The organism is Streptomyces rhizoryzae (assembly GCF_023155275.1).
GTDB classification, from domain to species: Bacteria; Actinomycetota; Actinomycetes; order Streptomycetales; family Streptomycetaceae; genus Streptomyces; species Streptomyces rhizoryzae.
The window spans coordinates 62,543-81,868 of the sequence record NZ_JALMUV010000031.1; the positions used below are offsets into that span (position 1 = coordinate 62,543).

The window sequence follows — 19,326 nt, forward strand, 5'->3', positions numbered from 1 at the left end:
GGGGCTCATAGACTGGTGCGCCGTTCCGCTGCGTGTGAGAGGTAGTCCGTCACCCATGAGGCTTGTCTTCGCCGGCACCCCCGAGGTCGCCGTCCCCGCCCTCGATGCCCTGATCGCCTCCGACCGCCACGAGGTGGTCGCCGTGGTGACCCGGCCCGACGCGCCGGCCGGGCGGGGCCGCAGGCTGGTGGCCAGCCCGGTCGCGGAGCGCGCGGAGGAGGCGGGCATCGAGGTGCTCAAGCCCGCCAAGCCGCGCGACGAGGACTTCCTCGCCCGGCTGCGGGAGATCGGCCCGGACTGCTGCCCGGTCGTCGCCTACGGGGCGCTGCTGCCCAAGGCCGCGCTGGAGATCCCGGCCCACGGCTGGGTCAACCTGCACTTCTCGCTGCTCCCGGCGTGGCGGGGGGCGGCGCCCGTCCAGCACGCGGTGCTCGCCGGCGACGAGATCACCGGCGCCTCCACGTTCCAGATCGAGCAGGGGCTGGACTCCGGCCCGGTGTACGGGGTGATCACCGAGGAGATCCGGCCCGCGGACACCAGCGGGGACCTGCTGACCCGGCTGGCGTTCGCCGGCTCCGGGCTGCTGGTCGCCACGATGGACGGCATCGAGGACGGCACCCTCACGGCCGTGCCGCAGCCGGCGGAAGGCGTCACCCTCGCCCCGAAGATCGAGGTGGAGGACGCCCGGATCGACTGGGCCGCGCCGGCGCTGCGGGTGGACCGAGTGGTCCGCGGGTGCGCGCCGGCGCCCGGTGCCTGGACGGTCTTCCGCGGTGAGCGGCTGAAGGTGATGGCCGCCGCCCCCGCCGCCGACGGCTACGCCGGGCCCGCGCTGGCCCCGGGCGAACTGGCCGTGTCCAAGAAGGCCGTGCACGCGGGCACCGGCAGCCACCCGGTCGAACTGCTCTGGGTGCAGCCGCAGGGCAAGAAGCCGATGAAGGGCGCCGACTGGGCGCGCGGGGTGCGCATCGCGGCCGGTGAGCGGCTGGGCGGCTGACCGCCGGCGCGGGGTGCCGCCGCGGGGGCCGTCCCCGCGCGCCGCGGCCCGCGGGCCCGCGTAGGCTGGGGCGGACCCCCGTCCCGTAATACCGGAGCACCTTTTCGTGAGTCAGCAGCCGCCGCGCCGCCACGGCACCCGCAAGCCCTACCGCCGCCCGCAGAAGGACCCGGTCCGGATCCTCGCGTTCGAGGCGCTGCGGGCGGTGGACGAGCGGGACGCCTACGCGAACCTCGTCCTGCCGCCGCTGCTGCGCAAGGCGCGCGACCGCGGCGACCTCGACTCCCGGGACGCGGCGCTGGCCACCGAGCTGGTCTACGGTTCGCTGCGCCGCCAGGGCACCTACGACGCGATCCTGGCCCGCTGCGTGGACCGTCCGCTGCGCGAGGTGGACCCGCCGGTGCTGGACGTCCTCACGCTGGGCGCGCACCAGTTGCTCGGCACCCGGATCCCGCCGCACGCCGCGGTCAGCGCGACCGTGGAGCTGGCCCGGGTGGTGCTGGGCGACGGCCGGGCGAAGTTCGTCAACGCGGTGCTGCGGAAGGTGGCCGCGGACGACCTGGACGGCTGGCTGGCGCGGGTGGCGCCGGAGTACGACGAGGACCCCGAGGAGCACCTGGGGATCGTGCACGCGCATCCGCGCTGGGTGGTCTCGGCGCTGTGGGACGCGCTCGGCGGCGGGCGCGCGGGCATCGAGGAACTGCTGGCGGCGGACAACGAGCGGCCCGAGGTGACGCTGGTGGCGCGCCCGGGCCGGGCCACCGCCGAGGAGCTGCTGGCCGCCGCCGGACAGGACGGCGCGGTCCCGGGCCGGTGGTCCCCGTACGCGGTCCGGCTCGCCGAGGGCGGTGAGCCGGGGGCGCTGGACGCGGTGCGCGAGGGGCGCGCCGGGGTGCAGGACGAGGGCAGCCAGCTGGTCGCGCTGGCGCTGGCGAACGCGCCGCTGGACGGCCCGGACCGGGCCTGGCTCGACGGCTGTGCGGGCCCGGGCGGCAAGGCCGCGCTGCTGGGCGCGCTGGCGGCGCAGCGGGGCGCGGCGCTGCTGGCGTCGGAGAAGCAGCCGCACCGGGCGCGGCTGGTGGCCCGGGCGCTGGCGGGCAACCCCGGCCCGTACGCGGTGATCGCCGCCGACGGCACCCGCCCGGCGTGGCGGCCCGGTGCCTTCGACCGGGTGCTGGTGGACGTGCCGTGCACCGGCCTGGGCGCCCTGCGCCGCCGCCCCGAGGCGCGCTGGCGGCGCCGCCCGGAGGACCTGGACGGCTTCGCGCCGCTCCAGCGGGAGCTGCTGCGGCAGGCACTGGCGGCGGTGCGGGTCGGCGGGGTGGTGGGGTACGCGACCTGCTCGCCGCACCCGGCGGAGACCCGGGCGGTCGTCGAGGACGTCCTCAAGGGCCGGGGCGGCCCGGCCGCCGCGGCGCAGTGGGTGGACGCCCGGCCGCTGCTGCCCGGTGTCCCGGCGCTCGGCGACGGCCCGGACGTCCAGCTGTGGCCGCATCTGCACGGGACCGACGCGATGTATCTGGCGCTGCTGCGGCGGACCGCCTGACGGGCCCGGGGCGGCGGTGGCCGGTTCGTGCGCGCAGGGGCCGGGAGCCCCGGGGTGGCGGACCGCGACAGGAGATATCTTGATGTCGAGCAATGTTGATATCTTGATGTCGAGCAATATTGAGACGTGGATGGAGCGGAGCACCCGGTGACTGACTCGACCATCATTTACACCCACACTGACGAGGCCCCGGCCCTGGCGACGTATTCGTTCCTGCCGGTGGTGGAGGCTTACGCCTCGACGGCCGGGGTGACGCTGGAGACCCGTGACATCTCTCTGGCCGGGCGGATCATCGCCAGCTTCCCGGAGCGCCTGAAGGAGGACCAGCGGATCGCCGACGCCCTCGCGGAGCTCGGCGAGCTGGCCAAGACCCCCGGCGCCAACATCATCAAGCTGCCGAACATCTCGGCCTCCATCCCGCAGCTGAAGGCGGCCATCGCCGAGCTCCAGGAGCAGGGCTACGCGCTGCCGGACTACCCGGACGACCCGAAGACCGACGAGGAGCGCGAGATCCGCGCGCGCTACGACAAGGTCAAGGGCAGCGCCGTCAACCCCGTGCTGCGCGAGGGCAATTCGGACCGCCGCGCGCCCGCCTCGGTCAAGAACTACGCCAAGGCGCACCCGCACCGCATGGGTGCCTGGTCGGCGGAGTCCAGGACCAACGTCGCCACCATGGGCGTCAACGACTTCCGCTCGACCGAGAAGTCGACCGTCATCGCCGCGGACGACACCCTGCGCATCGAGCTGGTCGCCGACAACGGCACCACCACCGTGCTGCGCGAGTCCGTACCGGTCGTCGCCGGTGAGGTCGTCGACGCCGCCGTGATGCGGGTCGCCGCGCTGCGCGAGTTCCTGACCGCCCAGGTCGCCCGCGCCAAGGACGAGGGTGTGCTGTTCTCCGCGCACCTGAAGGCCACCATGATGAAGGTCTCCGACCCGATCATCTTCGGCCACGTCGTGCGCGCCTTCTTCCCGGAGACCTTCGCCCGCTACGGCCAGGACCTGGCCGCTGCCGGCCTGACCCCCAACGACGGTCTGGGCGGCATCTACAAGGGCCTCGAGGCGCTGGCCAACGGCGCCGAGATCAAGGCGTCCTTCGAGGCCGAGCTGGCCGCCGGCCCGGACCTGGCGATGGTCGACTCCGACCGCGGCATCACCAACCTCCACGTGCCGTCGGACGTCATCATCGACGCCTCCATGCCGGCCATGATCCGCACCTCGGGCCACATGTGGGACAAGGACGGCAACGAGGCCGACACCCTCGCCGTCATCCCGGACTCCTCCTACGCCGGGGTCTACCAGGCCGTCATCGAGGACTGCCGGGCCAACGGCGCCTTCGACCCGTCGACCATGGGCTCGGTCCCCAACGTCGGCCTGATGGCGCAGAAGGCCGAGGAGTACGGCTCCCACGACAAGACCTTCGAGATCCCGGCCACCGGCACCGTCCGCCTGGTCAACCGGGCCGGCGACGTCGTCCTGGAGCAGACCGTCTCCGAGGGCGACATCTTCCGCGCCTGCCAGACCAAGGACGCGCCGATCAAGGACTGGGTCAAGCTGGCCGTCACGCGCGCCCGCGCCACCGGCGACCCGGCCGTCTTCTGGCTGGACGCCGAGCGCGCCCACGACGCCCAGCTGATCAAGAAGGTCGAGCAGTACCTGCCGGAGTTCGACACCGAGGGCCTGGACCTGCGGATCCTCTCCCCGGTGGAGGCCACCAAGCTCTCCGTCGAGCGCATCCGCCAGGGTCTGAACACCATCTCGGTCACCGGCAACGTCCTGCGCGACTACCTCACCGACCTGTTCCCGATCCTGGAGCTGGGCACCAGCGCCAAGATGCTGTCGGTGGTGCCGCTGATGAACGGCGGCGGCCTGTTCGAGACCGGTGCCGGCGGTTCCGCGCCCAAGCACGTCCAGCAGCTGGTCAAGGAGAACTACCTGCGCTGGGACTCGCTCGGTGAGTTCCTCGCGCTGGCCGTCTCCTTCGAGCACCTGGCGAACACCACGGGCAACGCCCGCGCCAAGGTCCTCGGCGAGACCCTCGACCGCGCCACCGGCACCTTCCTCAACGAGGACAAGTCGCCGACCCGCCGCCTCGGCGGTATCGACAACCGCGGCAGCCACTTCTACGTCGCCCTGTACTGGGCCCAGGAGCTGGCCAGGCAGACCGCCGACGCGCAGCTGGCCGAGGCGTTCGGGCCGCTGGCCAAGACGCTCGGCGAGCAGGAGCAGACGATCGTCGACGAGCTGATCGCGGTCCAGGGCTCCCCGGCCGACATCGGCGGCTACTACCACCCGGACCCGGCCAAGGCGTCCGCGGTGATGCGCCCGTCGGCGACGCTGAACCAGGCGCTGGCGGCCCTGAAGGGCTGACCGCCGCGGTCCCGCGTCACCACCTCCTCCGCCCCGGCCGGCCGCGCGCCCGGCCGGGGCGGAGCGGTGCCCGCCCGGGCCCGGGTGACGGGGGTCTCGCCGCCCGCCGCGGCCCGGTCGCGGGCGGACCGCCATACTGGGGGCATGGCCTTGATCAACCCCAGCATCCTGTCCGCCGACTTCGCCCGCCTCGCCGAGGAGGCGCAGTCCGTCGAGGGCGCCGACTGGCTCCACGTCGACGTGATGGACAACCACTTCGTCCCCAACCTCACCCTCGGCGTCCCGGTCGTGGAATCGCTGAGCAAGGCGACGGACACCCCCCTCGACCTGCACCTGATGATCGAGGACCCGGACCGCTGGGCGCCGCAGTACGTGGAGGCCGGGGCCGGCTCGGTCACCTTCCACGCCGAGGCGGCGGGGGCGCCGGTGCGGCTGGCGCGGGAGATCCGGGCCAAGGGCGCGCGGGCGTCGATGGCGCTGAAGCCGGCCACCCCGATCGAGCCGTTCGAGGACCTGCTGCCCGAGCTGGACATGGTGCTGATCATGACCGTCGAGCCCGGCTTCGGCGGCCAGGCGTTCCTGGACATCATGCTGCCCAAGATCCGCCGCACCCGGGAGCTGATCTCCCGGCACGGCCTCCAGATGTGGCTCCAGGTGGACGGCGGAGTCTCGGCGGAGACCATCGAGCGGTGTGCGGAGGCCGGCGCCGACGTGTTCGTGGCGGGCTCCGCGGTGTACGGTGCGGACGACCCGGCCAAGGCCGTGCGCGACCTGCGGGAGAAGGCCGAGGCGGCGAACGCCGCGAGCTGGGGCTGCGCCCACTGATCGAGCCGGCCCGGCCCGTAGGGGGCCCGGGGACGTGCCGCCGGTCCGGGGCGGCGCCGCGGGTTGACCTCGCCGCAACCGAGCGTTCATGCCCGCCGCAGCGCTCCCGGTCCCCGTACATCCCGGGTTTCTGAAAGGATGAGCAAAGACTCGATCAGATGCGCAAAAGGGGAGAATTTCGTGGTAGCCAGCCGCCCACAGTCCGGAATGGGCCCTGCCGAGCTGGTGCAGGCCGCGGCCATGGCCCGCCGCTTCTATCTCGAGGGCAAGTCCAAGATCCAGATCGCGGAGGAGTTCGGCGTCAGCCGCTTCAAGGTCGCCCGCGTGCTGGAGACGGCCCTGGAGCGTGATCTCGTACGGATCGAGATCCGGGTGCCCTCGGAGCTCGACGCGGAGCGCTCCGACGCCCTGCGCGCCCGTTACGGCCTGCGGCACGCGGTCGTCGTCGAATCGCCCGCGGACGCCTCGGAGGACGCCGCCGACCCGGAGAACCTCGGCGAGGTGGCCGCCGACCTGCTCGGCGAGCTGGTCAACGAGGGCGATGTGCTGGGGCTCGCCTGGGGCCGTTCGACGATCCACATGGCGGCGGCGCTGCACCAGCTGCCGCCCTGCACGGTCGTCCAGCTGACCGGGGTCTACGACGCCGGCACCGCCGACCGCGGCTCGGTCGAGGCGGTCCGCCGCGCGGCCGACGTCTCCGGCGGCGAGGCGCACCCGATCTACGCGCCGATGCTGCTGCCCGACTCCGCGACCGCCGCGGCGCTGCGCGGCCAGACCGGCATCGCCCGCGCCTTCGAGTACTTCGACAAGGTCACCGTCGCCTGCGTCTCCATCGGCTCCTGGGAGCCGGGCGTCTCGACCGTCTACGACATGCTGTCCGAGGAGGAGCGGGAGCACTACGCCTCGCTGGGCGCGGCCGCCGAGATGTCCGCGCACCTCTTCGACGCCGAGGGCCGGCGGATCGGCCGCGACCTGGGCGAGCGGTGCATCACCGTCGAGGCGGACCGGCTGCGCCGGATTCCCGAGGTGGTCGCGATCGCCGGCGGCCGGCGCAAGGCCGCGGCCATCGGCGCGGTGCTCCGCTCGGGCCTGGTGACGAGCCTGGTGACGGACACCGCCGCCGCCGACCACCTGCTGCTGGAGACCGGCCCCGGGCCCCGGCCCGCCCTGGACCGGGCCGACCCCGACGGGAAGTGAGCGGGCCCGGCGCGGACACCGGCGCGCGGTCCGCGCGCGGCTGTGGCAGCATCGGCGCATGCTGATCCACACCGCCCCGCGCCGGGCCGCCGCCGTCCTCGGCGCGCTGCTCGCCGCCCTCCTCCTCGTCCTCACCGGCTGCTCCAACGGCGGTGCCGGCAAAGGGAGTTCGTCCGGTGCGCAGCGCCCCTCGGCGTCCGCCACGGCCGACGGCCGGGGTGCCGCACCGCCGTGGGCGAAGGGCTATCAGACCGTCCCGGCGAGCCGGCTGCCCGCCGAGGCGCGGCACACCCTGAAGCTGATCGACGCCGGCGGGCCGTTCCCGTACCCCAAGGACGGCACCGTCTTCGGCAACTACGAGAAGCGGCTGCCCAAGGAGCCGCGCGGCTACTACCGCGAGTACACCGTCGACACCCCCGGCGCCCGCAACCGCGGCGCCCGCCGCCTGATCTCCGGCAAGCACCACGAACTCTTCTACACCGGCGACCACTACGCGAGCTTCCAGGCGGTGCTGCGGTGAGCGCCCGGGTGCCCGCCGCGCTGGCCGCGGTCCTGGACGGGCGGACGCCGGCGGGGGTGCTGCCCTGGCCGGCCGACCGCCCGGTGGCGGACGCGCTGGCCGCGGCGCGGGACGCCGGCTGGACCGGTGCCGCGCTCGGCCTGGAGGGCGTGGCGGACAAGGCCGGCTTCATGGACGCCTGCACGGCCGCGCTGGACCTCCCCGGCTACTTCGGCCGCAACTGGGACGCGCTGGCCGACTGCCTGACCGACCTGTCCTGGCTCCCGCCGGCCCGCGGCCGGCTGCTGGTCGTCACCGGCTGGCAGGGGTACGCCGCGGCCGTGCCGGAGGAGTGGGCGGTGGTCGAGGAGGTGCTGGCGGACGCGGTGGCGTACTGGCGGGACAGCGCTACCGCTCTCGCGCTGATCATGGCCGGGGGGCGCGGCCGGCAGGGCGTGTAAGCGGGGCCTTCGGCGGGGTGGCGGCGGGCGCCGCTGCGCGACGTTACGGACGCGTCCGGTGAGGCGCCGTCCCGGTCGGCGGACACCGCTTTGGCGGATCGCACACACGGCTCGCGAGGCCATAGGACCATCACATGAGTCCTGGTCAGGGCCCGTATCCTGGCGGTATGCGATTCCTGAATCCGAAGAACGGCGCCCTCGAAGAGAGTTCTTCGGTGCCCTACGACCTGACCTACGACGATGTGTTCATGGTGCCCAGCCGTTCGGCGGTGGGCTCCCGCCAGGGTGTGGACCTCGCCTCCCGCGACGGCTCCGGCACGACCATCCCGCTGGTGGTCGCCAACATGACGGCGATCGCCGGCCGCCGGATGGCCGAGACCGTCGCCCGCCGCGGCGGTCTGGTCGTCATCCCCCAGGACATCCCGATCGACGTCGTCACCGACGTCATCACCTGGGTCAAGCAGCGCCACCTGGTGCTGGACACGCCGATCGTGCTGTCCCCGGTCTCCACCGTGGCGGACGCGCTGTCGCTGCTGCCCAAGCGCGCGCACGGGGCGGGCATCGTGGTCGAGGGCGGCCGCCCGGTGGGCGTCGTCACCGAGCACGACCTGGCCGGCGTGGACCGCTTCACCCAGGTCGCCGAGGTCATGTCCAAGGACCTGCTGGTCCTGGACGCGGACATCGACCCCCGCGAGGCGTTCAACCGCCTGGACGCCGCCAACCGCAAGCTGGCCCCCGCGGTCGACGCGGACGGCATGCTGGTCGGCATCCTGACCCGCAAGGGCGCGCTGCGCGCCACCCTCTACACCCCCGCCACCGACGACGCCGGCAAGCTGCGGATCGCCGCCGCGGTGGGCATCAACGGCGATGTGGCCGGCAAGGCCAAGGCGCTGCTGGAGGCCGGTGTGGACACCCTCGTGGTGGACACCGCGCACGGCCACCAGGAGTCGATGATCAGCGCGATCAAGGCGGTCCGGGCGCTGGACCCGCAGGTCCCGATCGTCGCGGGCAACATCGTCGCCGCCGCCGGTGTGCGCGACCTCATCGAGGCCGGCGCGGACATCATCAAGGTCGGTGTCGGCCCGGGCGCGATGTGCACCACCCGCATGATGACCGGCGTCGGCCGGCCGCAGTTCTCCGCGGTGCTGGAGTGCGCCGCCGAGGCGCGGAAGTTCGGCAAGCACGTCTGGGCCGACGGCGGCGTCCGGCACCCCCGCGACGTGGCCATGGCGCTGGCCGCGGGCGCGTCCAACGTCATGATCGGCTCGTGGTTCGCCGGCACCCTGGAGTCGCCGGGCGACCTCCAGCACACCGCCGACGGCCGGCCGTACAAGGAGTCCTTCGGCATGGCCTCGGCCCGTGCGGTGCGCAACCGCACCAGCGACGAGTCGGCCTACGACCGCGCCCGCAAGGCGCTGTTCGAGGAGGGCATCTCCACCTCCCGGATGTTCGTCGACCAGGCCCGGCCCGGTGTCGAGGACCTGATCGACTCGATCATCGCGGGCGTGCGCAGCTCCTGCACGTACGCCGGCGCGGGCTCCCTGGCGGAGTTCGCCGAGAAGGCCGTGGTCGGCGTCCAGAGCGCCGCAGGCTACGCCGAGGGCAAGCCGCTGCACGCCAGCTGGAGCTGATCTCCGCCGCATCCCCGGCGGCACCGCCCGTGCCGCTCACCGGCCCCGCACCGACCTGGTGCGGGGCCGGTCTCGTTCTGTGGGACCGGCCATGATTGACTGCGTGGAGCGCAACGTTCCGCCGCGCTTTTCCGCTGTGCGCAACGAACCACCGCGGTTGCGCAAGGATCCTGCATTACGGCAGGTCAGCGAGGGGCCGTAAGGTCATGCGCTGTACGTGGAGTGGCGGGGACCGTCTGCTCGGCGGTCTCCTGCTGTGGGTGGTTTCGTCCTGCCTGCCCGGCCGCTGCGGTCCAGTCACCGGAATGTGCCGGAATGTGTCAGTCTGACCCGGCAGCGACAAAGGAGCCCCCAGTGTTGGAGAACGGCGCCGTCCCGCCCCCAGGGGACAGCTATCCGCGGCCGCCCGCCGGTGGACTCGGCACCCGGCTGATGCGCCGCAAGCCGGTCGAGCGGCTGGTCGCCGAGGGCGGCCAGGGCGAGGGGGGAACGCTCCGCCGCTCGATGGGCGTCTGGCAGCTGACCATGATCAGCATCGGTGCCACGCTCGGTACCGGCATCTTCGTCGTGCTCGGCCAGGCCGTCCCGGACGCCGGCCCGGCGGTGGTGCTCTCCTTCGTCATCGCCGGCATCACCGCGCTGTTCTCCGCGCTCTCCTACGCGGAGCTGGCCGGCACCATCCCGGTCTCCGGTTCGTCCTACTCCTACGCCTACGCCACCCTCGGTGAGCTGGTCGCCTGGGTCTGCGGCTGGTGCCTGATCCTGGAGTACGGCGTCTCGGTCGCGGCGGTCGCGGTCGGCTGGGGCCAGTACCTCAACGAACTCCTCGACGGGACGCTGGGCGTCACCATCCCCACCGCGCTCTCCGCCCCGCCGGGCCAGGGCGGCTACTTCAACCTGCCCGCACTGCTGGTCGTGCTGCTGGCGATGGTGTTCCTGCTGGGCGGTGCCAAGGAGAGCGCCCGGGCCAACACCATCATGGTGTCCGTCAAGATCGTCGCACTGCTGCTCTTCTGCGGCGTCGCCTTCCAGGGCGTGAAGTCCGGCAACTACGCCAACTTCATGCCGATGGGCATGGCGGGCGTCAGCGCCGCCGGCGCCACCCTGTTCTTCTCCTACATCGGCTTCGACGCCGCCTCCACGGCCGGCGAGGAGGCCCGGAACCCGCAGCGCGACCTGCCCCGCGCGATCATGCTGTCGCTGGTGATCGTCACCGCGCTGTACTGCCTGGTCGCGGCGATCGCGGTGGGTGCCATGCCGTGGCAGAAGTTCAAGGGCTCGGAGGCCGCGCTGGCCGGCATCCTCAAGGCGGTCACCGGCCACGGCTACTGGGCGGTCCTGCTGGCCTTCGGCGCGGTCGTGGCCATCGCGAGCGTGGTACTGACCGTGCTCTACGGCCAGACCCGGATCCTGTTCGCGATGTCCCGGGACGGGCTGATGCCCAAGGCGTTCGCCAAGGTTCACCCCAAGAGCGGCGTGCCGCGGGTGAACACCGTCATCGTCTCCCTGTTCTGCGGCGTGCTCGCCGCGGCGGTCCCGCTCGGTGAGCTGGCGGACGCCACCAGCATCGGCACGCTCTTCGCGTTCGCGCTGGTCAACGTGGCCGTGATCGTGCTGCGCAAGACCCGGCCGGACATGCCGCGGGCGTTCCGGACGCCGCTCGCGCCGCTCTTCCCGGCGATCGGTTTCCTGCTCTGCGTCTACATGATGGGCAGCCTCGGCCCGGTGACCTGGGTGGTCTTCGGAGCCTGGATGGTGGTCGGCCTTGTGATCTACTTCGGATACGGCATGCGCCGCTCCCGATTGGCCACCGCAGAGAAGTGACCCACCCGCAGTGCGACTGAACGATCTCGACGAACGCATCGTCCACGCCCTCGCCGAGGATGCCCGCCGCAGCTACGCGGACATCGGCCAGGAGGTCGGCCTGTCCGCACCGGCGGTCAAACGCCGGGTGGACCGGCTGCGGGCGGACGGCGCGATCACCGGGTTCACCGTCCGGGTCGATCCGGCCGCCCTCGGCTGGGAGACCGAGGGGTTCATCGAGATCTTCTGCCGCCGCAACACCTCGCCCGAGGCGATCCACCGCGGCCTGTCGCGCTACCCCGAAGTGGCGTCCGCCTCCACCGTCACCGGTGAGGCGGACGCCCTGGTGCAGGTCTTCGCCTCCGACATGCGCCATTTCGAACGGGTCCTGGAGCGGATCGCCGGCGAGCCCTTCGTCGAGCGCACCAAGTCCGTCCTGGTCCTCTCCCCGCTGCTGCGCCGCTACGGGTCGGGCGCGCCGGGCTAGATCGTGTCGCCCGGGGCCGCCGCGGCCGGGAGGCGCGGCGGGGTGCCCCGGGTCCAGGCGATGCGGAGCGCGGTGGCGGCGATCCGCCAGTCGTCCGGGGTCCGCACCAGCTCGGTGTCGGCGTGGCCGCCGGAGACGAACAGCTCGCCGGGCGGGTCCGCCAGGGCGTGGGTGCTCAGCTGGGCGGCGCGGGCGGTGGCCCGGTCGCCGTCGAGCGCGACGGCGGTGCTGCCGCCCAGGTGCACGGTCCGGTCGAACAGCGCCACCCCCTCCCGGATCCGCGCCACCACCGCGTCCCCGGCCGGCCCCTCCCGTCGCGGCCGCCCCGCACCTCGGTTGCGGGAGTGCGGCGCGGTCGGGACGGTCCTGGAGGGCACCGCCGCGCCCCTGGGCCGCACCCCGGGCCTGCGCGCCCTGCCGATCCCGCTCGACCTGTCGGCGCGTTCGAGGGTGACGGCCCGGCACCCCCGGCAGGAGGCCGACCCGGGCCGTGTTCCGGCTGCGCGCGGCGGTGCGTGCGGCGGGCGCCGCCGCGGTGTCCTGCCTCTCCCTGGGGCCGCCCGTCGCAGTGGCCTGGATCACTCCGCGGCCCCCGCCCCGACCTGCCCGGATGGCGCGTGCAACGAATCGCCGCGGAGGCCCTTGAAAGCGCAACGAATCGTCCGCCGCCACGCAACGGAGGCGCCTTGTCCCCGATCGCCGGCGAACCGTACCTTCATTGCGTCCCACACGTAACACCACCGCCGAGGGGTCCCATGCCGCCGCTGCACACCGCCCTGTTCCAGAGCTCCGGACGGCCCGGCGACGTCGCGCACAACCTGGACCTCCTCGCCGCGGCGGCCCGCGACGCGGCCGCCACCGGCGCCCGGCTGCTGGTCTGCCCCGAGCTGTTCCTCACCGGCTACGCCATCGGCGCGGACGTGCACCGCCTCGCCGAGCCCGCGGACGGCGCCAGTGCCCGCGCCATCGCCGCGATCGCCGCCGAACACCGCCTCGCGGTGCTCTACGGCTACCCGGAGCGCGCCCCCGAGGAGCACGGCGTGGTCTACAACTCCGCCCAGCTCATCGGCCCCGACGGCACCGCGCTGGCCAACTACCGCAAGACCCACCTCTTCGGCTGCTTCGAGCGCGAGTGGTTCACCCCGGGCGACCGCCCGGTCGTCCAGGCCGAGCTGGACGGGGTTCGGATCGGCCTGCTGATCTGCTACGACGTGGAGTTCCCGGAGAACGTCCGGGCGCACGCGCTGGCCGGCACCGACCTGCTGCTGGTCCCCACCGCCCAGATGCACCCCTTCCAGATCGTGCCGGAGCGGATGATCCCGGTCCGCGCCTTCGAGAACCAGATGTACCTCGCGTACGTCAACCGGGCCGGCGCGGAAGGCGAGTTCGAGTTCGTCGGACTCAGCTGCCTGGCCGGACCCGACGGGGTGGTCCGCGCCCGCGCCGGGCGCGGCGAGCAGCTGGTGCAGGCCGCCGTCGACCCGGCCTTCCTCGCCGCGTCGCGGGAGGACAACCCCTACCTCCGCGACCGGCGGCCGGAGCTGTACGCCGACCTGACCTGACCGGCCGCCCCCTCGCGCCCCGGCGGGCCCCCGCACGCCCGGCAGCGCCCGTTACGCCCTGATTCACCCCCGCCCGTACCCCTGCCCGCAAGGAGTCCGCCCCGATGACGTCCACGGTGCCCCCCGCCGTCCCGCACACCGCCGGCCAGCCGCCGATCACCATGTTCGGCCCGGACTTCCCGTACGCCTACGACGACTACCTGGCGCACCCCGCGGGCCTCGGCCAGATACCGGCGACCGAGCACGGCACCGAGGTGGCCATCGTCGGCGGCGGCCTCTCCGGCATCGTCACCGCCTACGAGCTGATGAAGATGGGCCTCAAGCCCGTCGTCTACGAGGCGGACCAGATCGGCGGCCGGCTGCGCACCGTGGGCTTCGAGGGCTGCTCCGCCGCGGGCGACGCGAGCGAGCTCAACTGCGAGCTGGGCGCGATGCGCTTCCCGCCGTCCTCCACCGCCCTCCAGCACTACATCGACCTGGTCGGCCTGACCACCAAGCCGTTCCCCAACCCGCTGGCCGAGTCCACCCCCTCCACCGTCGTCGACCTCAAGGGCGAGTCGCACTACGCCGAGACGCTGGACGACCTGCCCCCGGTCTACCGCCAGGTCGCCGAGGCGTGGAACGCCTGCCTGGAGGAGGGCGCCGACTTCTCCGACATGAACCAGGCGATGCGCGAGCGCGACGTGCCGCGGATCCGCGAGATCTGGGCGAAGCTCGTCGAGAAGCTCGACAACCAGACCTTCTACGGCTTCCTCTGCGACTCCGAAGCCTTCCGGTCCTTCCGGCACCGCGAGATCTTCGGCCAGGTCGGCTTCGGCACCGGCGGCTGGGACACCGACTTCCCCAACTCCATCCTGGAGATCCTGCGGGTCGTCTACACCGAGGCCGACGACCACCACCGCGGCATCGTCGGCGGCTCCCAGCAGCTGCCGCTGCGCCTGTGGGAGCGCGCCCCGGAGAAGATCGTGCACTGGGCCCAGGGCACCTCGCTGTCGTCGCTGCACGACGGCGCGCCCCGCCCGGCCGTGACCCGGCTGCACCGCACCGCCGGCAACCGCGTCACCGTCACCGACGCCTCCGGCGACATCCGCTCCTACAAGGCGGTCGTCTTCACCGCCCAGTCCTGGATGCTGCTGTCCAAGATCGCCTGCGACGACGAGCTGTTCCCGATCGACCACTGGACGGCGATCGAGCGCACCCACTACATGGAGAGCTCGAAGCTCTTCGTGCCGGTGGACCGGCCGTTCTGGCTGGACAAGGACGAGGAGACCGGGCGCGACGTGATGTCGATGACCCTCACCGACCGCATGACGCGCGGGACGTACCTCCTGGACAACGGCCCGGACCGGCCGGCCGTCATCTGCCTGTCCTACACCTGGTGCGACGACAGCCTGAAGTGGCTGCCGCTGTCGGCGAACGAGCGCATGGAGGTCATGCTCAAGTCGCTCGGCGAGATCTACCCCAAGGTCGACATCCGGAAGCACATCATCGGCAACCCGGTGACCGTGTCCTGGGAGAACGAGCCCTACTTCATGGGCGCCTTCAAGGCCAACCTGCCCGGGCACTACCGCTACCAGCGGCGCCTGTTCACCCACTTCATGCAGGACCTGCTCCCCGAGGACAAGCGCGGCATCTTCCTCGCCGGCGACGACATCTCCTGGACGGCGGGCTGGGCCGAGGGCGCGATCCAGACCGCGCTGAACGCGGTGTGGGGTGTGATGCACCACCTCGGCGGCGGCACCGACGCGACCAACCCCGGCCCCGGCGACGTCTACGACGAGATCGCCCCGGTGGAGCTGCCCGAGGACTGAGCCCCGGCGCTACAGCCCGGCCGACCGGATCCGCCCGTACAGCTCGGCGGCCCGGTCGGCCAGCTCCTTGCCGTCCCGGCAGTGCGTCTGGAGGTCCACCAGGACCTCCCCGGCGCCGGCCTCCGCCGCCCCGGCCAGATCCGCCAGCACCTGCTCGGGGCTGCCGGAGTACGGGCGGCGCCCGGCCTCGGGGAGCGGCCCGCGGGTCAGCTCGACGCCGACCCGCAGCGAGACGTCGAGATCCCCGGCGGCCCGGCCGTGCCGCTCCGCCGCCTCGGCCAGCCTCCGCAGCCCCGACGCCAGCCGGGGCCCCGCCAGCTGGGCGGGCAGCCAGCCGTCGGCGCGCCGGGCCACCCGGTCCAGCGCCCGGCCGCCGCCCGCCGCCAGGTACACCGGGACCGGCCGGGCGGGCTTGGGGCCGACCGCGGCCGGCGCGATCTCGGTCCAGCGGCCCCGGTACGCGACCGGGTCGGGCCCCCAGACCGCCGCGCAGACGTCCAGCAGCTCGTCCAGCTGGGCGCCGCGGTCGGCGTACGCGGTGACCCCCGCCGCCCGGTACTCGTCCCGCGACCAGCCGGTGCCCAGCCCGGCCACCACCCGTCCGCCGCTGGCCGCGTCCAGCGTCGCCAGCGTCCGGGCGAGCGGGAACGGCGCGTGCAGCCCGGAGACCAGCACGCTGCTGCCCAGCCGGACCCGGTCGGTGACCGCGGCGGCCAGGGCGAGGGTGACCAGCGGGTCGGCGCAGTGCCGGTAGACGCCCGGCCAGGGCACGCCCGGCATGCCGTAGAGGCCCTCCAGGGGCTCGCGCGGGAAGACCGTCCGCTCGAAGACCCACACACTGTCGAAACCGGTCTCCTCCGCGGCGCGCGCGACGTACCGCACAGCGTGCGCGGGGTCGTACTGCGGCATCTGGGGCAGTCCCAGACCCAGTCGTAGCGTCATGCGCGGCACCCTAGGGCGGCGCCCGGCGGCCGCGGCGGCAACGCGGCGCGGCCGCCGGGCGGACCCCTCGTACGGGTTGCGGGGCGGCTTTCCGCGCGGGGTGGGGCGCCAGTCCGTGCTACCGTTGCGGAGTTGCAGTTGTGGTACCCATGAACCTATGTGCGCCTGACGGGAATGTTCCTCTTCGGGCGCATTATTTGTTTTCCGGCATCTCCGGATGGGGCCTCTGCCTACAGAAGGAGAAATGTCATGGCACAGGGCACTGTGAAGTGGTTCAACGCCGAAAAGGGTTTCGGCTTCATCCAGCAGGACGGCGGCGGCCCCGACGTCTTCGCGCACTACTCGAACATCCAGTCCCAGGGCTTCCGTGAGCTGCAGGAGGGCCAGGCGGTCTCCTTCGACGTCACGCAGGGCCCGAAGGGCCCGCAGGCGGAGAACATCGTCCCCGCCTGATCGCCGGACGCGTATCCGCTCGCCGGGGTCCGCACTGCCATGGTGCGGACCCCGGTTTGTGCTGTTCCAGGAAGGCAGACCACCCCATGACCCGCACCTCCCGCAGGCCCCGGAAGCCGAACCGGCGCCCCTCGTCGCCCGCGCCGTCCACCTCGTCTCCGAGGGAGTTCCGGCTGCCGGACAGCACGACTCCCGCACTGCCCGCCGTCGAGGACTTCGCCGGTATGGGGCTGCCCGCGGAGCTGCTGGCCACCCTCACCGCCCAGGGCGTGACGACCCCCTTCCCCATCCAGGCCGCCACGCTGCCCAACTCGCTGGCCGGCCGGGACCTGCTGGGCCGGGGCCGCACCGGATCCGGCAAGACGCTGGCGTTCGGGCTGGCGCTGCTGGCCCGTACCGCCGGGCTCCGGGCCGAGTCCAAGGCGCCGCTCGCGCTGGTGCTGGTGCCCACCCGGGAACTCGCCCAGCAGGTGACGGACGCGCTCACCCCGTACGCGACGGCGCTGGGCCTCAGGCTGACCACCGTGGTCGGCGGGCTGTCCCTGAGCCGGCAGGCCAATGCGCTGCGGCGCGGTGCCGAGGTCGTCGTGGCGACCCCCGGCCGCCTCAACGACCTGGTGGAGCGCGGTGACTGCCGGCTCGACGAGGTCCGCATCACGGTGCTGGACGAAGCGGACCAGATGGCCGATATGGGCTTCCTGCCGCAGATCACCAAGGTGGTCCAGCAGGTGCGGCCCGACGGGCAGCGCATGCTCTTCTCCGCCACCCTGGACGCCACCATCGACCGCCTGGTGCAGCGCTTCCTGACCGACCCGGTGGTGCACTCCGTGGACCCGGCCGCGGGCGCGGTGGTCACCATGGAGCACCACGTCTTCCACCTCCAGGACGAGACCGACAAGAAGGCCGTCACCACGCGCATCGCGGCGCGGGACGGCCGGGTCATCCTCTTCCTCGACACCAAGCGGTCCGCCGACCGGCTCGCCAAGCGGCTGCTCGCCGTCGGGGTCCGGGCGGCGGCCCTGCACGGCGGCCGGTCCCAGCCGCAGCGCAACCGCACCCTGGAGCAGTTCAAGAGCGGCCAGGTCACCGCGCTGGTCGCGACGAACGTCGCGGCCCGGGGCATCCACGTCGACGACCTGGACCTGGTCGTGAACGTCGATCCGCCCACCGACCACAAGGACTACCTGCACCGGGGCGGCCGCACGGCCCGCGCCGGCGGCTCCGGCAGCGTGGTCACGCTGGTCCTGCCGGACCAGAAGCGGGAGGTCACCCGGCTCCTGTCGGACGCCGGCATCCGCCCCCGTACGGCCCGCCTGACCTCGACCGACGCGGAACTGGCGACCCTCACCGGCGCCCGTGAGCCGTCCGGTGTGGCGGTCACCATCGAGGTGCCCCGCCCGGCGGCGGCACCGGCGGCACCCCGCGCGGACCGCACGGCCGGTGCGCAGGGGAGCGGGCGGCCGGCCCGCCGGCGCCGGAAGAGCGGCGGGGCCGCGGGCGCGGCCACCGCGGCGCAGGGACAGGGAGCGGACCGCCGGGGCACGGACCGCCGGAGCACGGCCGGGGCGGCGGCCGGTGGCGCTGCCGGAGCGGGCGGCCGCGGCGCGGCCCGCCGCACCGGAGCCGGCCGGGCCGCGGCCGGCACCTCGGGTGCGGGCGGCACCGGTGGTACGGGCGGCAGCGGCGGGCGCGGCTCCGCCCGGCGGCGCGGCGGCCGGCGCTCCCCGGCGTCGTGAGGCGGTGAACCGAGCGGGGGCCGGCGCCGGGCGCCGGCCCCCGGCCGGGCGGATCGGGTGGCGCTGCCGCGGCTGACGAGGGGCACGGCCCGGGCCTGAGCCCCCGGCCGGGCCCCGCCGGCGCCTGCGCGCCGCTACGCGTCCGCCGGGACCGCCCGGCCCAGCGGGGTCAGCAGGCAGCGGCCGATCAGGCCCACGCTCGCGTCCAGGCGGGCGGCGAACTCCTCACCCACCTCCGGCAGGCCGCGCACGCCCCACAGCATCCGGGCCGCGGCCCAGGCCCCGTCGCGAGCCATCTCCAGGCTCCAGGACCCGATCAGATGGGTCAGCGGATCGGCGATGTCCAGGAGGTCGGGGCCGGGCATCAGGGTCTCCCTGATGCCCTCCTCCAGGCCCGTCAGAACGGTGCCTACGCGGTCGAAGTCGCCCTCCAGCGCGGCCGGTTCGCAGTCCAGCGCCCGGCAGGTGTCCACCACGGCGAGCGCGAGGTCGTGGCCGATGTGCGCGTTGATACCGGCCAGGGCGAACTGGAGCGGGCGGATCCGCGGATGCCGCCGCAGCTGGAACAGCGGCCGCCAGCAGGCCGGCGGCCGGCGCCCGGCGGTCTCGGCGTCCACCGCGGTGAAGTAGCGGCGGGCGAACCGGACGTCCAGCTCTCCGGTGGCCGCGGGGTCCTCGAAGGTGCCGCCGCCGACCCGTTCCGCGACGGCCTCGGTGACGGCCAGGTAGACGCGGTTGAAGACCGCCACCCCGTCGTCGGCGGGCAGCGCCCCGTCCAGTGCCCGCATCCGCGCCAGGACGTCCGCCAACCCCGCCGGCGGCGGCGCGGGAACAGTCCTGCCGGCGGGACGGGCGGCGGGGCCGCCGGTGGTGTTCCGCGGGCCTTTTCCGTCGCGCTGCTGAAGGGTCGTCATCCGTTCAGCGTGACATCGCCCGACCTCTGAACACGCTGACAACTCTGGTGAGTTGACCGGAACGGCGTAATAATCGGCGCGTCCCCCCTTGA

17 protein-coding genes are annotated in these 19,326 nt (G+C 73.7%); 14 read left to right on the plus strand and 3 right to left on the minus strand.

Features of this window, described 5'->3' with window-relative positions; genetic code table 11:
• Positions 1-55 precede the first annotated feature (55 nt).
• The 10 genes from fmt to MUU72_RS23230 all read left to right on the plus strand — a co-directional run bounded on the left by fmt (position 56) and on the right by MUU72_RS23230 (position 11,816).
• Positions 56-997, plus strand: coding sequence for a methionyl-tRNA formyltransferase (gene fmt / locus MUU72_RS23185; protein ID WP_248015292.1), 942 nt, complete (start codon positions 56-58; stop codon positions 995-997).
• Positions 998-1,103: 106 nt separating this feature from the next.
• Positions 1,104-2,543, plus strand: a complete 1,440-nt coding sequence (locus MUU72_RS23190; protein WP_248015293.1) for an RsmB/NOP family class I SAM-dependent RNA methyltransferase — start codon at positions 1,104-1,106, stop codon at positions 2,541-2,543.
• Between the two features lie 147 nt (positions 2,544-2,690).
• Positions 2,691-4,913, plus strand: a complete 2,223-nt coding sequence (locus MUU72_RS23195; protein ID WP_248015294.1) for an NADP-dependent isocitrate dehydrogenase — start codon at positions 2,691-2,693, stop codon at positions 4,911-4,913.
• Between the two features lie 144 nt (positions 4,914-5,057).
• The gene (rpe, locus tag MUU72_RS23200; protein WP_248015295.1) at positions 5,058-5,738 is read left to right on the plus strand and encodes a ribulose-phosphate 3-epimerase; all 681 of its coding nucleotides are present in this window, start codon (positions 5,058-5,060) and stop codon (positions 5,736-5,738) included.
• Positions 5,739-5,945: 207 nt separating this feature from the next.
• Positions 5,946-6,935 (plus strand): sugar-binding transcriptional regulator, encoded by a 990-nt coding sequence (locus tag MUU72_RS23205; protein WP_248015296.1) that lies wholly within the window; start codon positions 5,946-5,948, stop codon positions 6,933-6,935.
• A 58-nt stretch (positions 6,936-6,993) separates the two neighbouring features.
• Positions 6,994-7,455, plus strand: a complete 462-nt coding sequence (locus tag MUU72_RS23210; RefSeq protein WP_248015297.1) for a guanyl-specific ribonuclease — start codon at positions 6,994-6,996, stop codon at positions 7,453-7,455.
• On the plus strand, positions 7,452-7,895 hold the full coding sequence (locus tag MUU72_RS23215; protein ID WP_248015298.1) for a barstar family protein: 444 nt from the start codon (positions 7,452-7,454) through the stop codon (positions 7,893-7,895). Before MUU72_RS23210 ends, MUU72_RS23215 begins: the two co-directional genes overlap by 4 nt.
• Positions 7,896-8,062: 167 nt before the next feature.
• A complete protein-coding gene (locus tag MUU72_RS23220; RefSeq protein ID WP_248015299.1) occupies positions 8,063-9,526 on the plus strand; it encodes a GuaB1 family IMP dehydrogenase-related protein in 1,464 nt (487 codons plus the stop codon).
• 354 nt (positions 9,527-9,880) lie between these two features.
• Positions 9,881-11,350, plus strand: a complete 1,470-nt coding sequence (locus MUU72_RS23225) for an amino acid permease (RefSeq protein ID WP_372503244.1) — start codon at positions 9,881-9,883, stop codon at positions 11,348-11,350.
• 10 nt (positions 11,351-11,360) lie between these two features.
• Entirely contained in the window at positions 11,361-11,816 is a 456-nt protein-coding gene (locus tag MUU72_RS23230; RefSeq protein WP_248015300.1) for an Lrp/AsnC family transcriptional regulator, read from the plus strand.
• On the opposite strand, the gene MUU72_RS23235 is transcribed toward MUU72_RS23230, so the two are convergent.
• Positions 11,813-12,193 carry a nuclear transport factor 2 family protein gene (locus tag MUU72_RS23235; RefSeq protein ID WP_248015301.1) on the minus strand — a complete coding sequence of 127 codons (381 nt, stop codon included), beginning with the start codon at positions 12,191-12,193 and terminating at the stop codon, positions 11,813-11,815. The two genes, MUU72_RS23230 and MUU72_RS23235, sit on opposite strands and share 4 nt — an antisense overlap.
• Before the next feature lie 378 nt (positions 12,194-12,571).
• Between MUU72_RS23235 and MUU72_RS23240 the strand changes: the two genes are divergently transcribed.
• Positions 12,572-13,378, plus strand: coding sequence for a carbon-nitrogen hydrolase family protein (locus MUU72_RS23240; RefSeq protein WP_248015302.1), 807 nt, complete (start codon positions 12,572-12,574; stop codon positions 13,376-13,378).
• Positions 13,379-13,482: 104 nt separating this feature from the next.
• On the plus strand, positions 13,483-15,189 hold the full coding sequence (locus tag MUU72_RS23245; protein WP_248015303.1) for a flavin monoamine oxidase family protein: 1,707 nt from the start codon (positions 13,483-13,485) through the stop codon (positions 15,187-15,189).
• A 9-nt stretch (positions 15,190-15,198) separates the two neighbouring features.
• Here MUU72_RS23245 and MUU72_RS23250 read toward each other — a convergent pair whose 3' ends face one another.
• Positions 15,199-16,131, minus strand: a complete 933-nt coding sequence (locus MUU72_RS23250; RefSeq protein WP_248015304.1) for a TIGR03619 family F420-dependent LLM class oxidoreductase — start codon at positions 16,129-16,131, stop codon at positions 15,199-15,201.
• 249 nt (positions 16,132-16,380) lie between these two features.
• Here MUU72_RS23250 and MUU72_RS23255 point away from each other — a divergent pair, with 249 nt between their 5' ends.
• Positions 16,381-16,584 (plus strand): cold-shock protein, encoded by a 204-nt coding sequence (locus tag MUU72_RS23255; RefSeq protein WP_248015305.1) that lies wholly within the window; start codon positions 16,381-16,383, stop codon positions 16,582-16,584.
• A gap of 86 nt (positions 16,585-16,670) precedes the next feature.
• A complete protein-coding gene (locus MUU72_RS23260) occupies positions 16,671-18,320 on the plus strand; it encodes a DEAD/DEAH box helicase (RefSeq protein ID WP_248015306.1) in 1,650 nt (549 codons plus the stop codon).
• Between the two features lie 134 nt (positions 18,321-18,454).
• On the opposite strand, the gene MUU72_RS23265 is transcribed toward MUU72_RS23260, so the two are convergent.
• Entirely contained in the window at positions 18,455-19,234 is a 780-nt protein-coding gene (locus tag MUU72_RS23265; protein WP_282504480.1) for a DUF5995 family protein, read from the minus strand.
• Positions 19,235-19,326 lie beyond the last annotated feature (92 nt).